This window comes from Vibrio brasiliensis LMG 20546, from assembly GCF_000189255.1.
Classification (GTDB): domain Bacteria; phylum Pseudomonadota; class Gammaproteobacteria; order Enterobacterales; family Vibrionaceae; genus Vibrio; species Vibrio brasiliensis.
The window spans coordinates 24,364-40,876 of record NZ_AEVS01000116.1 but is presented as its reverse complement, the minus strand read 5'-3'; the positions used below and the strand labels follow the sequence as shown (position 1 = coordinate 40,876).

11 protein-coding genes are annotated in these 16,513 nt (G+C 43.6%); 8 read left to right on the top strand and 3 right to left on the bottom strand.

Features of this window, described 5'->3' with window-relative positions:
• Position 1: 1 nt before the first annotated feature.
• Positions 2-2,686, bottom strand: coding sequence for a heavy metal translocating P-type ATPase (locus tag RH46_RS21315; RefSeq protein WP_006881602.1), 2,685 nt, complete (start codon positions 2,684-2,686; stop codon positions 2-4).
• 468 nt (positions 2,687-3,154) lie between these two features.
• Between RH46_RS21315 and RH46_RS21310 the strand changes: the two genes are divergently transcribed.
• From RH46_RS21310 to RH46_RS21290, 5 genes are all read left to right on the top strand, one after another.
• Positions 3,155-4,270, top strand: coding sequence for a porin (locus RH46_RS21310; RefSeq protein ID WP_006881601.1), 1,116 nt, complete (start codon positions 3,155-3,157; stop codon positions 4,268-4,270).
• A 68-nt stretch (positions 4,271-4,338) separates the two neighbouring features.
• Complete coding sequence (locus RH46_RS21305; RefSeq protein WP_006881600.1) at positions 4,339-4,977, top strand: DUF2057 family protein; 639 nt, start codon at positions 4,339-4,341, stop codon at positions 4,975-4,977.
• 103 nt (positions 4,978-5,080) lie between these two features.
• Positions 5,081-6,508, top strand: a complete 1,428-nt coding sequence (gltX, locus tag RH46_RS21300; protein WP_006881599.1) for a glutamate--tRNA ligase — start codon at positions 5,081-5,083, stop codon at positions 6,506-6,508.
• Between the two features lie 444 nt (positions 6,509-6,952).
• Positions 6,953-7,927, top strand: coding sequence for an OmpA family protein (locus RH46_RS21295; RefSeq protein ID WP_006881598.1), 975 nt, complete (start codon positions 6,953-6,955; stop codon positions 7,925-7,927).
• Between the two features lie 206 nt (positions 7,928-8,133).
• Positions 8,134-9,102: an OmpA family protein gene (locus tag RH46_RS21290; RefSeq protein WP_006881597.1), complete on the top strand. Its 969-nt coding sequence runs from the start codon at positions 8,134-8,136 to the stop codon at positions 9,100-9,102.
• Between the two features lie 91 nt (positions 9,103-9,193).
• Here RH46_RS21290 and RH46_RS21285 read toward each other — a convergent pair whose 3' ends face one another.
• Entirely contained in the window at positions 9,194-9,700 is a 507-nt protein-coding gene (locus RH46_RS21285) for a hypothetical protein (protein ID WP_006881596.1), read from the bottom strand.
• A gap of 480 nt (positions 9,701-10,180) precedes the next feature.
• Between RH46_RS21285 and RH46_RS21280 the strand changes: the two genes are divergently transcribed.
• The 3 genes from RH46_RS21280 (at position 10,181) to RH46_RS21265 (ending at position 14,124) form a co-directional block, all read left to right on the top strand.
• Positions 10,181-11,422 (top strand): tyrosine-type recombinase/integrase, encoded by a 1,242-nt coding sequence (locus RH46_RS21280; protein WP_006881595.1) that lies wholly within the window; start codon positions 10,181-10,183, stop codon positions 11,420-11,422.
• A 237-nt stretch (positions 11,423-11,659) separates the two neighbouring features.
• Complete coding sequence (locus RH46_RS21275) at positions 11,660-12,067, top strand: hypothetical protein (RefSeq protein WP_006881594.1); 408 nt, start codon at positions 11,660-11,662, stop codon at positions 12,065-12,067.
• 1,508 nt (positions 12,068-13,575) lie between these two features.
• Complete coding sequence (locus RH46_RS21265) at positions 13,576-14,124, top strand: recombinase family protein (protein WP_006881591.1); 549 nt, start codon at positions 13,576-13,578, stop codon at positions 14,122-14,124.
• A gap of 283 nt (positions 14,125-14,407) precedes the next feature.
• Here the strand turns inward: RH46_RS21265 and RH46_RS21260 are convergent, their stop codons facing one another.
• Positions 14,408-15,943 carry a PAS domain-containing hybrid sensor histidine kinase/response regulator gene (locus RH46_RS21260; protein ID WP_006881590.1) on the bottom strand — a complete coding sequence of 512 codons (1,536 nt, stop codon included), beginning with the start codon at positions 15,941-15,943 and terminating at the stop codon, positions 14,408-14,410.
• Between the last annotated feature and the right edge of the window lie 570 nt (positions 15,944-16,513).

Sequence of the window (16,513 nt, the reverse complement as noted above, 5' to 3'; positions counted from 1 at the left end):
TCTACGAAATTTTAAACAGTCTTAAACGATTAGCGTTGCTTACTACGGTAATCGAGGAAAGTGCCATTGCTGCGCCTGCAACAACAGGGCTGAGCAAAAAGCCAAAGCTGGGATAAAGCACACCAGCTGCAATAGGGATGCCTAACGAGTTGTAGACGAAGGCTCCAAATAAGTTTTGTTTCATATTACGCACCGTTGCCTTAGACAGCTCTATGGCTCTGATAACAGACAGCGGTGAAGAATTTAATAGTGTCATCTGTGCACTTTCGATAGCAACATCACTACCACCACCCATAGCGATACCAATATCAGCAAGAGCAAGGGCTGGGGCATCATTAACACCATCACCTATCATTGCAACGCAACGACCTTCATTTTGTAAACGAGCGATATGGCCAGCTTTCTCATCAGGTAATACTTGCGCGATTACTTGCTCAATTCCTAACTGATCAGCGATGGCTTGGGCAACGCGCGGGTTATCGCCAGTAAGCATAATCGGCGTGATATGGTTAGCTTTAAGTGCTTCTACCGCTTCTTTAGCATCAGACTTTATCGGATCGGCAATAGCGATAACGCCAATAACCTTGTTATTCGCAGCGATAACGATTGGAGTCCAGGCTTTGTCTAAGTATTGCTGTAGCGCATCATCAACCTCGGTGAGATCCCAAGATTGTGTTTGTGCGTAACCGAGAGAAGTGACGGCGATGGTTTGTTGTTCAACAGTGGCAAACACTCCCTGACCTCGGCGGTTTTCAAAGTCTGTAACTTCAGACAGGGTAAGTCCTTGTTGATTCGCTTGACCGACAATAGCTTTGGCTAACGGGTGCTCTGACTGCTGCTCTATTGACGCGGTTAAAGTTAGTAGTCGCTCGCTATTGTCATCGACTGCATAGACGTTCTGCACATTAGGTTTGCCTTGAGTTAATGTGCCTGTCTTGTCGAATACAACAGTATCTATCTTACTTGCCGACTGCAGAACATCCGCATCTTTAATCAGTATGCCCATTTCGGCAGCTTTACCTATGCCAACCGTGACGGAAAGCGGTGTCGCCAAGCCTAGTGCGCAGGGACAGGCAATAATAAGAACGGTAGTAGTGACCACTAACATATAGCTGGCTTTCGGTTCCGGACCCACCATAAACCATACCAGCGCAGAGAAGATCGCAATCGCGACGACTACAGGAACAAACACCGACGAAATCTGATCCGCAAGCTTGGCGATCGCGGGTTTGCTGCTTTGTGCCTCGCGGACCATAGTAATGATGCGCGAAAGCATGGTATCACTGCCTACACCAGAGGCTTGAATGATTAAACTACCGTCTTGGTTGATAGTGCCTGCAGAAATCGCATCGCCGGATTGTTTATTTACCGGTACTGGTTCGCCAGTTAGCATTGACTCATCAAGATAAGATTCACCCGACTCAACAATGCCATCGACGGGCACTTTTTCACCAGGTTTCACCCGCAGTCTCATTCCAAGACTAATTTCGTCGATAGTGATGTCTCGATCGCCTTGTTCCGTCACCAGAGTCGCCACCTGAGGCTGAAGATTAATCAGAGCCTGAAGTGAGCGGGTGGTATTCGCCTTAGCTTTGGCTTCTATATAGTGACCAAGCGATATCAGGCCAATAATCATCGCGCTCGCTTCAAAGTAAACATGTCGTGAAGCGGCCGGAAACCATTGTGGGAAAGTGACCACTAACATAGAGAAGAGCCAAGCAGCACCAGTGCCTAACGCGACTAAAGTATCCATAGTGGCTCGCTTGTGAGTGAGTGCTTGCCAAGCATTGGTAAAGAAGGTTCGCCCTGCTGTGGCAAGTAGCCATAAACAGACAAGACCGATGACCCCCCAAGCTAACTGATCTTGGCTATTACGGATCATCATGTTCCCGCCGACGATGCCCCAAAGCATTAATGGTGCACCAATAATCAGGCCTAACCAGGCACTCTTTTTATGATGTGCCTGTGCTGCTTGTTGCTGTTCTAGCTGCTTCTGTTGTTGTGTCTCGGGGTCAGCAATGATTTGTGCCTGATAACCTGACTGTGAGACTGAGGCTAGCAGATCTTTTTCAATGACTTCGATAGGCTGAGTGGTAAAGACCAATGCACTCTGCTCGGCAAGGTTGATCTGGGCTTTAGTCACACTGGCGACAGAGGTCAGCGCTTTTTCTACTGATGAGACGCAGCTGGCACAGGTCATGCCGGAGATAAGTAAATGCGCAGAGTGAGTCGATGATACTTCTTGCTCTACCTCCACTTGAACATCTTGCTCTTCCACAATTTGTTCTGGTTCTGATTGGGGAGAGGCTGTACTGGCTTTATAACCAAGAGACTCAATCAGCTGAATGACTTCCTGTTGCGAATGGAGTGAAACGAGATTGAGTTCAGTTTTGGTAACTGTGAAGTCGCCATTAAGGTCAGATTGCTTTAATGCCTGCTCTAGTTTAGCCACACATTTAGCGCAATTTAGACCGGTTAAGAATAAATGATATTTATGGCCAGCCTGATAGCCGAGCTGCTCTATAGATTGAGCAATAGTAGAAAATGAACTGTCAGTTTCTACAGAGACGAAAGTCGGCGACAAGTCACTGATCTTGACTGTATGTTCTGCTGTGATTGCTCGCTCAACTTTTCTCGCGCAACCCATACAGTTTAAGCCTGTAAGCGGGATATCAAACTTAGTCATAACACCACCTCAATTATTTATTGTCGTTAAGCCTAAACCTTACCGCAAGGGTAAGGTCAAGCATTTAAACAAAACGTCAAAATCGGCCATTTGACGGAGATTGGCACCTCTTTGCCTGCGAGACATTTCAAACTTTTTATTTTGGAAATATAAAGTTCCGTAAATAGATAAAAAATCACAGTGATCTCAATTGCAGATTTTGTCGAGTGTAAGCTTACTGAATACTCATTAAGGTGACTTTGACGTTTATGTTTCTTAAGGTTTGTATCTAAGTGTCTGAATTTATTTGTTTTACTTTGTTTTATATTTTGTTGATTTGAAGCCAATCAGATTATTTTTTCTATCTTTTTTCGCCGCAAAAAAAGTTTGTCACCATGACCCCGTCCATAAATAGTTCCCCTCGAAACATACAGTTAGATATGTGAGAGGGGGACAAGGAAAAATTCAAAAACAATAGGGGTTAATCTTATGTCTCACTTTAAAAAGACTCTTCTTGGCGCAGCAATCGCCGCAACTACCATGGCCGCTGGTACTGCTAATGCGTATATGCTGGGCGATCCGAATGACGCTAACGTAGAGGTTTACGGCGTTGTCTCTATCTCTGCTGTAGATTACGGCGCGTCTAATGCAACTGGTCCAGATGACGGTTGGGCGCTTGAAAACGAAACTCGTATTGGTTTCCGTGCAGCGAAAGCGATGACTGACAATGTAACGGCATTTGCTCAAGTTGAGTCTGGCTGGGTACTTGATTACGGTGCTGATTTAGGTAACCGTGACACTTTCGTTGGTCTACGTGGCGACGATTGGGGTCAAGTTCGTTTTGGTCGTATGTTGACACCACTATACGAACTTGTTGACTGGCCGTACTCTGCATCAAACCTAGGCCGTACATTTGACCGTGCATGGCGTAGCGGCGAGCGTTACCACTTCGACCGTAAGAGTCAAATGGCACGCTACGACTCACCAATGTTCGCTGATATGGTTAAGTTCAGCCTGGCTGGCGGTAACGGTAGCGAAAACCACGAAGATTCAAACTTCTTTGGTGGCTCTGTGACCGTTGCACCAATGGATATGCTAACGCTACATGCAGCATTTGAAACGGCGAAAGGCACAGAGTTTGAAAGTGCAACTGACAACGTGTTTGACACAAACAATGCAACTCCTGGGAACCCTCTAGACATTAAAGAGGTAGGTAAAGCAGCTTCTGTTGGTGACACAGACTCTTACTTTGTAGGCTTCGAACTGCGTCCAATGGATAACTTCAATATCTTAGGTGCTTACAAAACAGGTTCTTACGATTCAACCAACGGCGGTGGCGATTACGGCTACACCAAGCGTGAAATCGATGCTTACTCTATTCAAGCTAACTACTTCTTCGGTAACGCGAACATCCGTGTAGGTTACGCAGACCAAAGCGGTGAGCAAGACGGCGTTGAAAACAAAGATCTAGATTCAACCTCTATCAGTGGTGAATTTGGTTACTCATTCAACTCTGTTTACACCTTCCTACGTCTAACTCAACAAGACGACTCTACGTTCGATGACGACCTAATGGTTCGTATCGGTACAGAGTGGACATTCTAATAACTAAGCCATGATCAGGCGGACACTGTGTCCGCCTTTTTCCGTTTGTAAACCGTGAGGAAGAGAGTATGAAGCAACTATTCGCAGCCGTAGCTTTAGTGTTAGTCAGCAGTATGGCTAATGCCCAAGTCACTATTCACACCGATAACCGTGTAGAAATACTGGCGGTTAACCAGCAGATAAACCAGATTCCGAAAAAAGCCAAAGGTGATCTAAAAATAGCCAATGGACACAATCAGGTCTTACTGCGTGTTACGGCAATGGTTGATGGAAACGGTGGTAAGCAAAAGTTCAACTCTAACCCAATGGTTGTTACCTTTGATGCAAGTAATGAAACCTTGCTGTTTGAAACCCCATTTGCGATTCGCGACCAGCGCGGAGTGCGTAAGTTTGAGAAGCAACCGACAGTTAAAGTCACTCGCAATGGTCAGCCGGTAGCCATTATTACAGAGCAGATTTTTAATCAATCATTTGCTCTGATCCATGATTACGACGCAATGCTTGAAGAGTATAACTTGGCTGGTGGAGTGGCCGCTGTATCAGTAGAGACTCCTACCTTGAGAAACAACAATAAATTGCAGTCTGACAAGGTATCTAAACAGGACAATAGTCGTCATAGCGGCGCAATTCAAAGTGATTTTCTATTGATGAGTCCGGCTGAGCGCCAAGAGTTTATCTCTTGGGCAGTAAAACATATTAACGATTGATTGTAGATTTGCATATCGGTGCTAAAATAACGCGCAATTTTGGCACCATTCCTCTTCTTTAAAACGGGGTGGTGCGGTCATTCAGACAATCAAGGTATTTTACATGACGGTTAAAACTCGTTTTGCTCCTAGCCCAACAGGCTACCTACACGTTGGTGGTGCTCGTACTGCACTTTACTCTTGGCTATATGCTAAAAACCAAGGTGGTGAATTCGTACTACGTATCGAAGATACTGACCTTGAGCGTAACTCTCAAGAAGCAGTAGATGCGATTCTGGAAGGTATGAAATGGCTAGGTCTTGAGTGGAATGAAGGCCCTTACTTCCAAACTCAACGTTTTGATCGTTATAACGAAATGGTTGATAAGCTGCTTGCTGAAGACAAAGCTTACAAATGTTACGCATCTAAAGAACTGCTTGATGAAATTCGTGCAGAGCAAGAAGCGAACAAAGAGATGCCTCGTTACGATGCCAACCATCCTAAGATTAAAGCGGCAAACGAAGCGGCGAAAGATGGCGACCCGTGCGTTATCCGCTTCCGTAACCCGAAGCAAGGCAGTGTAGTATTTGATGACCAAATCCGTGGTCGCATCGAGATCCGCAACGATCAAATGGATGACCTAATCATCCGTCGTACTGATGGTTCTCCGACTTACAACTTCTGTGTTGTTGTCGATGACTGGGATATGGGTATCACTCACGTAGTTCGTGGTGAAGACCACATCAATAACACGCCTCGTCAGATCAACATCTATGAAGCCTTAGGTGCACCGGTACCAACATTCGCACACTGTGCAATGATTCTGGGTGATGATGGTGCAAAACTATCTAAGCGTCATGGCGCTGTATCAGTAATGCAGTACCGCGATATGGGGTACTTACCAGCGGCACTAAACAACTACCTGGTACGTCTTGGCTGGTCTCATGGTGATCAGGAAATCTTCTCTGAAGAAGAGATGATCAACCTATTCAGCCTAAATGCAGTGTCTAAGTCAGCGTCTGCGTTCAACACTGAAAAGCTTCAATGGCTGAACAACCATTACATCAAGAACTCAGATCCTGCTTATGTTGCTGAGCACCTGCAGTGGCACCTTGATGAGCAAAAACTAGACGTGACTGACGGCCCGGCAATCACAGAAGTGATCAAGCTAGTTGGTGAACGTTGTAACACGCTAGTTGAGCTGGCAGAGCAAATCCGTTACTTCTACGAAGATTTCTCTGAGTTTGAAGCGGGCGCGGCGAAGAAACATCTGCGTGGCGTAGCGAAAGAGCCTCTAGAGCTTGCATTGGCTAAAGCTGAAGCTGTTACTGACTGGACAACCGCTAATATCAAAGACGGTGTTATCACAGCAGTATGCGAAGAGCTAGAAATCGGTATGGGCAAGATTGGTATGCCACTACGTGTAGCAGTAACGGGCGGCGGTCAGTCTCCTTCTGTTGACGCCGTAATGGAACTCATTGGTAAAGAGCGTTGTATCGCTCGCATCAAGATGGCGTTGGAGTTTATCGCACAACGCGAAGCTAACGCATAAGCGTACTACCTTATCTAAAACGAAACCGCGGCGAAAGGCTGCGGTTTTTTTTATCTGATGTTCAGGCTAACAACTTAGTTGTAGCTTCAACCCTACAATTGTCTTTCTCAGTATTGAGAATTTTGATTTTGTTCCCTAGTTTTTTGATTTTTATCGGAAAAAATTTGATCTTCGCTTATGCCTTATCCTACTTAGCTTCCCATTATCTGATGTGGATTTTCTGATTTTTCTCTAACAATGCTTTGACAAAATCCTACTTTGAATTCTGAGAAATGAGTTTATAGTTCGCTGCGTATTCTTACTTGGGTAGAGATATCTACTACAAGTTTAGTTTTAGCCAAGATAAATGATAAGTCGTGCCCTGTTTCCATTTAGGCCTTTCAAAAGGGTAAATGGAAATGTGCACTCAGGCTAAAAAACATTCAGATTTGAGGAATCAAAACAATGAAAAAATTAGCAGCGGTAATTTCAGCATCACTTCTTCTTGCATCAGCACCTTCAATGGCTGAGCTTTACGTGGGTGGTAAAGTTGGTAAATCATGGTTAGATGACGCTTGTACAGCAGCGACAGCAAACTGTGATGATGATGCTTCTACTGCGGGTGCATTCGTTGGTTACGAAATGTGGGATTTCTTATCAATTGAAGGTGGTTATGATTACCTGGGTAAGTTCACTACTGATGGTCTCAATGACGATAAAGTAGAAGCGTTCACGTTGGCACCTAAACTGAATCTGCCAATTACAAACGACATCTCACTATACGGTAAGTTTGGTGGCGCTTACGTTAAGTACGGTAACAAAGAAGATGCATCATACATGGGTGCTGCAGGTGTAGAATTCGATTCACACGAGAATGTTACAGTACGTGTTGAATACCAAACAATCACTGATGCAAACAACGAGCAAGTTCGTGCAATGGGCAACAGCGCGACTCTTGGTGTAGTGTACAAGTTCGGTAGCAACGAAGAAGCTGCGCCAGTTGTCGTTGTTGAAGAAGAGATGGTCGAAGAAGTTGTTGAAGAAACGCCAGTAGAACCAGTTGTTGAAACTAAGACTTTTGAAACTCAGCTTCTAGGTACAGGCAGCTTCGAACTAAACAGCACTCAGCTTAAGCCTGAGAGCGCATCTCAGCTAGATGAACTGGTAGAGTTCTTAAACACTTACCCACAAGCTAAAGTTGAAGTTATCGGCTACACAGATTCATCAGGCGCGGCTGAATACAACCAGGTAGTTTCTGAAAAGCGTGCAGAATCTGTAGCGTCTACCCTAGAGCAAAAAGGTATTGATGCATCACGTATTACTGCTCGCGGCGAAGGTGAAAACAACCCTGTAGCGTCAAACGATACTCGTGAAGGTCGTCAACAGAACCGCCGTGTTGAAGTGATTGTACCGACATTCGAGTACCAAGTTCAGCAATAATAAATAATATAAAACAACGTTAGTATTGAAGCCTCAACCTCTGGTTGGGGCTTTGTCTTATTCGTGAGACAGTGAAAACACTTATAATCCCTTCGTTATAAAGCTTGCATATCAATTTGAGTTGGATATGCAATATTACTATATCGTTTACCAAGTATTTCTGGGCTCATGGAATAGGTAAACATCTGATTGATGAGGGAGTTCTCATGAAAAAGTTAGCAGTGGTTATGTCGGGGGCTTTGTTACTAGCGTCAGCAAGTGCAAACGCAGAGTTTTATTTAGGTGGTAAAGTCGGTAAATCCTGGCTTGATGATGCATGTACTGCTCTGACAAGTGATTGTGACGATGATTCAATGACAGCTGGCGTTATCGCAGGTTATGAGTTCTTTGATATGTTGTCGCTTGAAGCGGGTTATGACTACCTGGGTGAGTTTACCGCTGACGGGCTAGCGGATGAAAAAGTAAAAGCATTTACTATTGCACCTAAACTGAATCTACCTTTGACAGAAGACATTTCTGTATACGGTAAGTTGGGTGGCGCTCGTGTCGAGTACGGCAACAAGGATGATAACTCATACTTAGGCGCGATCGGCTTTGAGATTGAGTCTGATGACAATTTCGCAGTACGTATTGAATATCAACGCCTGACTGATGTGAACAATGATCTTGTTAAAGCAGCAGTGAACAGTGCGACACTTGGCCTAGTATACAAGTTTGGTGGCAGTGAGCCTCAACAGGAAGAGGCTGTTGTGATCGAAGAGAAAGTTGTTGAAGAAACGGTTGTTGAGGAAGTGGTTGTTACACCAGTGGTTAAAACTTTCGAAACTAAACTCGTTGATTCAGGTAGCTTTGCGCTAAATAGTTCAGAGTTGAAAGAAGAAAGTAAATCAATCCTTGATGAACTGGTTCAGTTTATGAATCAATACCCACAAGCTAATGTCGAAATAACAGGTTACACCGACTCTAGCGGCGCTGCAGCATACAACCAGAAGTTATCTGAGAAGCGTGCTCAATCAGTAGCAAATGCACTAGAGAGTGAAGGTATCGATAGCAGCCGTATTACTGTAAGTGGTGAAGGGGAGAATAACCCTATTGCTTCAAATGAGACACGTGAAGGCCGAGAGCAGAACCGCCGCGTAGAAATTGTTGTTCCTGCTTTCGAGTACCAAGAGTAGTTGCGACGAAAAGTTGAAAGTGGCTAGCGACACTTTGATTGCTTGATGTATTAAAAAGCTTTGTGGAAACACAAAGCTTTTTTATTTTGTACTATTTAAGGTCGATGCTGTTTAGCCGTCCCATAAACTCAAGGATCTCAAGGTTCTCTTTGTTGGCTTCCAGCAGTGCTTTTTTGGTTTTTGAGTAGGCCGCCAAACGGCCATGCTTCTTGATTGAGCAGACGACACTTTTATAGATCAGCTTTCCATCCGCATCATAGTTACGCCAGGCGGCAATATAACATTCATCTTTTGCCGTAGGATTATCTTTGGTTGGTCTGGGCTTAAAAATTATCTTGGGTTCAAGAGAGTGGGGCAGACGAGTCATCAGATAAGGGTCTTTAAGCAGCTTGCGCCAAAATTTACCCCACATTTCGCTACCAAGTTCATTACGCAGCTTGATTGCCTTTTTCAGCCCCTTTTTTTCACCGATACGAATGTATCCCACAGAGCGATGAAGAACCTTGTCATCCGGTGTGTGGATATGAATTTTGTAGGCTGTTTTAGCTTTTGATATGAAGCGATGACCAGTGTTCGTCTCTAAGTTACTCTTTTTCATTCTGTGACTATCGATAACTTTATTAATAACTATTTTAGATGATTTGTTTTCAATTGTTGAAGGTTTGTTTGCGCCGCTATGTGGTATTTCTCGCACAACGTATGGTCTGTCATTACAGTGTAGGTGGTTTGATTTTCTTTCAGGTAAGAAAGCGGTTCGAATCTTGTAAATTGAAGAGAAGTTTTGGCGGTAAGAAGCAAAAACGGACTAAATGACAAGTAATCATTTAGTCCGTTGTGAGGTCTGGCGCTCCCGACAGGATTCGAACCTGTGACCTATCCCTTAGGAGTCGATAGGTTTTAGGTTTCATAGGATCTCTCTCGATATCGTTAGATAAATTAATTTCATATAAAACAGTTGTTTATTGTTTTTCTGCCTTTCATGCGGTAACGTGGTGCTCTAAATGATTTTATCCTTGTTTGACTAATTGTTTGACTAAATTTGCTACTTAGTCAAACAAGGAAGCCGGAGAACTTTCCTATGCTAACTGTATCAGAGATAAAGGGTGTTAAACCCAAAGCAAACCCTTTCTACATATGGGATAGCGATAAGCAGCGTGGTATGGGTAAGTTAGGCGTTCAGGTAACCAAAGCGTCTAAGCGGTTTGTATTTAGGTATTTCAACCAACGTAAAGCAACCTTCATTAGACTTGGGGTTTTTCCTGAGATGTCTTTGGTTGATGCAAGGGCAGAAGTCAGCGTTTACCGAGCTATGTTAGCAGAGGGCAAAGACCCGAAAAGCGAGATTGAGGGGCAGAAACGCGAAGAAGCCGAGGTCAAAGCTGCAGAGGCGATGAGAGGCAGCTTCCAACAGCTGGTAGAAAGTTATGTGCAAAAGATGAAGGATGACGGTAAACGAACGTGGAGGAGTGTGCTGAAGGCCATGTCTACTGACGTTTATAGCGTGATACCACAGGATAGAAAAGCTAAGGATGTTACCTCTACGGATATTAAGCTTGTTCTGGCTAAAATGATTCAACGTGGAGCAATAGTACAAAGCAATAAAGTACGTTCATATTTACACGCCGCGTTTAATTACGGGTTAAGACATGATAACGATCCAGCCAATATGAGCAGTGAAATACTGTTTGGCATATCTTTTAACCCTGTTACAGCTGTACCTAAACAGCCTAATGCCGATAAGGTCGGTGATAGGTGGCTGACTTGGAGTGAAACGAGTTCCCTCTTGAGCGGAGAATACAGTGAACACTTTAGGCAAGATGTCGAAATCTTGATCAAGCTGTGTTTCCATCTGGGTGGTCAACGACCAATCGAAGTGATGTCGAGCAAGTGGGAGTCTGTCAACTTCAAGGAACAGACATTTGAGATTGTCGGCTCTATATCTAAGAACGGCCTTCCTAACCTAATACCATTGACTGGTACAGCGATGGATCTGTTTTATCAATTGCGTGAGCTGAGCGGTAGAGGTGAGTTTCTATTTCCGTGCTCAACGGCTACAGGGCACCTAGAGTCCAACTACTTTTCGAAGGTTATTCGGTTATTCTGCAAGCGTACAGGCTTCAGTAAGTTTGTTCCTAGGGATATTAGGAGAACGGTAAAGACGCTAGCAGGGGACGCAGGGCTGACAAAGGAAATCAGGGATCGTATCCAAAACCACGCTCTCAATGACGTCTCTAGCAAGCATTATGATCGCTATGACTATATGACCGAGAAGAGAAGTGCACTGGAGCTTTGGGAGAGTCGATTGCTCGAAATTAGATAAGAGAACTATCTCGACTAACTGCTTACGTCGGTAGTTCTCCGTGTATCTAAATGAGCTGACAATCACAGTTAGCAGAAATGGTTGCTAACGCACTCTTGGGCAGAAACGATTTAGGGAATTGCCATAGATTGTTTCTAACATATTAGTAAAAGTATCTTGAAACCAAAAAATCGCTTGGAATAAATGGAATATTTCTGTATTCTTTCGGTATTCCATTTATTCCAAAGGTACAAGAACATGCATTTTGAACCCATAATTCAGCAACAACAGCAAGTTACCCGCGAAGACCTAGCTCGATCTAAACAAGCAGTTACTGAATTACAGCATCATTACAATACTTACGAAGCACAGCTTCGAATGCTCCAAAGCACAATGAGCACAGAAGAGGATGCCTTAAAATATTCGTCTTTAATGCTTGAGTTAAATAGATGCCGAGATAACTTAAATAGACACATTACCGCTTATAACCAGCTAGTGCAGCTTGCAAATGTACAGTTCCCAACATCTCGACTTAGTGATATAGCTAAAAAAGAGATTTATCACTTCTATCATTCAGGTCGTTATAATCAAGTTCAGCTGGCATCTCAATATGGTGTCCAACAGAGTACTATTAGCAAAATTGTAAATGGCCCTCAACCTGTCTGAGGGCTATATTTAACGTTTATCTATACGGCCATACGTTATATTGCACGCCCATGTAATGCAGTCTATAACCTATGGCTTCAATGTTTAATCAATAAGTTAAAAATCACATTGAGAGGTTGAACTGCTCAGTGATGTATAATTCTAGATGTGCTGAATTCGGATAAGTTTTGGTAGGTCAAACAAACAGCATCAAAAATCCAATGACCATTTACTCTAAACAATTTTGGGGCAAAAATGTGTCAGTTCTGAGTTGCCTGACTCTGTGATTAGCAGATAAATTTTGGTCAGAACTGCCTAAGTGAACGTGGTTAAGAATACTTCTCTTGAGGCATCGCTGATTCAAATGATGCATATGTGTTTAGGATAGTCGGGTTCAAAGCTAAATCAGCTTAACTCGTGAGCGATGATTACTTAATCTTTTTCGCAAAATGCGATCTCCGCCGTTTATCACATTCCTGATCTTTTTCCGACGTCTGGTGACGTGAATAAATACAGATGAACTCATGCCACAGATAACTTGACGAGCTATCGTCACAATTTTCCTTAGATACAGCAAAGTTGCCACCACGACTTCTGGCTACATTTACTTGATGGACTCTGACTAAATGAGCCCAGTAAGTAGCAGCGACCCCATACCCAATAATAATGGCTAAGATGTACAAAGCGGTGTCTAGAGTAAAAATGTTTGCTAAGTCGTGAGTTAAAGTTGAAAGCGTCGCCATACTATATGTTCTTCTCGATGCGTGTATTTACAAGAATGCTACCTTCTCAAACTTAGAGATAGAGTTAACAGGATTCAATGCAGAGCGGCACTAAATAGGGTTTAACTAGCACTACTGCTCCAGATACGTGATGTGCTTATCATTACACAGGATGCTTGTGAATTTTTTGCAAGAGATTTGTGTCAGAACTTCTTCGGATAATTATGGTAAGGCCAACGCATAGTCATCAATTGTGAATCAGCTTTAGTTCAGTTAAGAAAAGGGCCAAAGGCGATTTTGAGAACGCAGGACTGCTAGGAGCCCTGCGTTAGATGTTGGTTATTGCTTTGCCTTCGAGCTACAGTCATTTCCCGAGTAACATTTTTAAGCGAGAAATTTCTTCCTTATAGCCACAGTCTTTCGCGATATCTAAGCAAGACTCAGCTTTGCCTCTAAATTCATGAAATTCCCAGTCCTCCAAGCCGTCAACATCGACGCTCTCAAACTTATTACACAATAAGTGAATGCGCCTCTTACATGGGTCTACAACATTTGATTGAGTCTTGTACATTCTTAAGTTCCTTTACTGGCTTTCGAAGCTAGTATTTTCCACCACCTCAGTGATCCTAGTTAGTGGGGGACTTGGATCAATATAAATGTTTGGTAGATGCAGGTTGAATTGGTAGTGTGTATCTAAAGTATACCTTTTGAGACTGTATCAATTTTTGTGTCAAAAGGTCTTGTTGGTTATTTTGATACATGTAATACTAAAAGTCTTAAAGGGTTTTGAGACGGTGGGGTATTGAAATGGCAGATGTTGGATATATTCGAGTTAGTACGGTAGAGCAGTCTACAGATAGGCAGTTAGTTGGCGTTAACCTCGATAAAACGTTTGAAGAAAAGGTTTCCGCTAAGACTACTGATAGACCACAACTAAAGGCGTGCTTAGATTACGTAAGGGAAGGAGATACCTTACACGTCCACAGCTTAGATAGAATTTGTCGTTCAGGTGCTGGAGACGCGGTTACTTTGGTGGAACAAATGAATAGCAAGGGTGTATCAGTACAGTTCCACAAAGAAGGCATGCGATTTGATGGTTCGATGAGTGCAGCTCAAAAAGGCGTACTCAGCATACTGGCAGCAGTCGCGCAGATGGAGAGAGAACTGATTCGCGAGCGTCAAGCAGAAGGGATTGCAGCGGCTAAGGCATCAGGTAAACACATCGGTAGACCTAAAGCTAACGTTACTGGTGGTGATATACAGAAGCTTTTAGATAAGGGGCGTTCGAAGTCTCAAGCAGCAAAAGAGCTAGGTATTGGGCGAGCAACTCTCTACCGCCTTTTGAAAAACACCTAATAGCTCTGTACTTGTCTGGGGCACTTACGAAGGTTGCTTAGTGGTGTTGAAGCAATATGCTTAGGGAGACCTTGCTCCGGTGTCCTTGTGAGCTATCTACCGTTTTTGTACAAGGGCGTGCCAGCGTGTTTATCGCTAGCACGGCTCTGCCCCGAAGCCGTTTAGGGTAGATACTCTCCACTATGCCTATATGCGCTGATGACCAACATATTTCTAAATAGGACGTCCATACGTGGCTTGTCTCATTGATTGGCAATCGTAATAGAGCAAGGTGATCTAAAAATTACATAAGTGTGAGTTCACAGATTGCCGCTACTAGTTGATTGGATGAAAACGGTTTCTCCAAATAGGTATTCACACCCGCGGCTTCACACGTGGGCCAAGCCTCGTGTTTGGTATCCGCTGATAAGACAATGATGGGAAGGTCCTGATTAACGGAAGAAGCTCGGACTTGCTTCGTTAGCTCTACCCCCCCTTGGATAGGCATATGTAAATCTGTAAGGATCACATCGACTTGCGTGTGTCCCAATACATCCATGGCTTGCTGCGCACTCTTCACGGTGATTAACTCAACGGATGTCGGAGATAACATTGCCTTAAGTAAAATAAGGTTCATCGGAGTGTCGTCCACAGCGAGTATGGTTTTCCCCTCCAAACTGTTTTTTATGCTAGGTACCTCCGGCGACGAACGGCACTTATCAGACACTATTTTTGTTACTAAGGAGGAGGGGATCACTATTGAAAACTCGGAACCGACCCCGACACTTGACTGGACTTCAAGCTGACAACCCAAGGTTTCGACGATTTCTTTTGAAATGCTTAAACCGAGCCCTGTGGAAGTCGCATCATCGTATTTTTCACTGACATCTTTTGAGAAAAAAGGTTTGTAGATGGCAGAGAGGTCATCAATACCTTGCCCAGAGTCATACACACAAACCCGTACCCCTTGAACGTGCTGTTCCAACACAACTGATATCGAACCTGAAGAGGTGAATTTGATGGCGTTAGAGAGCAGGTTGATTAGTACTTGAAACATTCGCGAGCGATCTGATAAAAGGTAACATTGCGATGAATCGAGTCGATTGATGACATCAAACTTCAATCCCTTCTCTTCTGCTCTGTGAGAGAACAAATCGTATGCATCGTTCAACAAAGTAACCAGGTCATACTCACTGTTCTTAATGTTCAACGAGGTATGCTGTAAACGGCTTGCGTCGAGTATGTTATTCACCATGTTCAATAGGTGCAAACCCGACTCACTGATGATTTTCAGTTTGTCCTGAACATCACTCGTGTTGGGTTCGTTTCGCACGATTTCCAATAACCCAAGCATCGCATGGAGTGGGGCTCGTAATTCATGTGACATACTTGAGAAAAATCGCTCTTTCGCTTTGGTCGCGAGTAATGCATCAAACTCAGCATTTTTTAGCGCTGTCATATCAGCATGGGTGCCAGTAAAACGTAGCGCATTTCCTTCACTGTCTCGTTCTACCACCCTGCCGCGATCTAAAATATAAACCCAACTCCCATCAGCATGCCTCATTCGATGCATGTTTTCATAGAAGTCGGTTTTGCCTTCAAGGTGCGCCTTTATGTCGGCAAGGCAGGAGTCCATATCGTCTGGATGAACGCGGGAGGACCAATCATTCAAAGTCATTGATAGGTCGCTCAGTTTTAAACCCAGCATGCTAGCCCAGTTAAAATCAAACACGACTTGATTTGTCACGGGAGACCAATCCCACATACCAAGTCGAGTGCTATCCAAAACCAATTTTAATCGCTCGGGGGTGTTTTCAGTATTAAGTACTACTTTTTTCATGCTGATTGCTATCCTTGTTTACCCAGCCATCACTTCATCATATAGTCCACAAGGCTAGATAGCCAGTTTTGCCTTCCCCATATCATGTCTGAAATGGTGTAGTTTGCTTGATATTCAAATGCCAAAGAAAAATCTCATCGATTTTAGTCAGTAGCTGCTAGTAAGGTTGTATAGATAAGTTAAAACGTTTCTGTCCAAGGACCTGCCAGCGTATTCCTAATGAACCTAAGCGGTTTATGAAGCTGTATTTTTCCGTGAACTATCCACTAGTGAAGAATGGATAGATTTCTACATACGAAAGGACATCCTTGTTTTGCCAAACGGCATACCCGTGAGTCCCGCACAAATGCTTCTTGCTAGTGCATTACTGGAAATTGGTAGTCCCCCTGATTTGGAAGTTCTTTCGCACGTTATTCGTACTGCCAGATCTTTAGCAAATCTACAACTAACTAGAGCAAAAGCTAATATTAGGTAACCCTTATACTATAATTATTAATTAAGCCCATTGACATGGATGACGTAACATGGCGTATTTTGAGTTTTTGTTACTTATTGCTCCAGTTATCATTT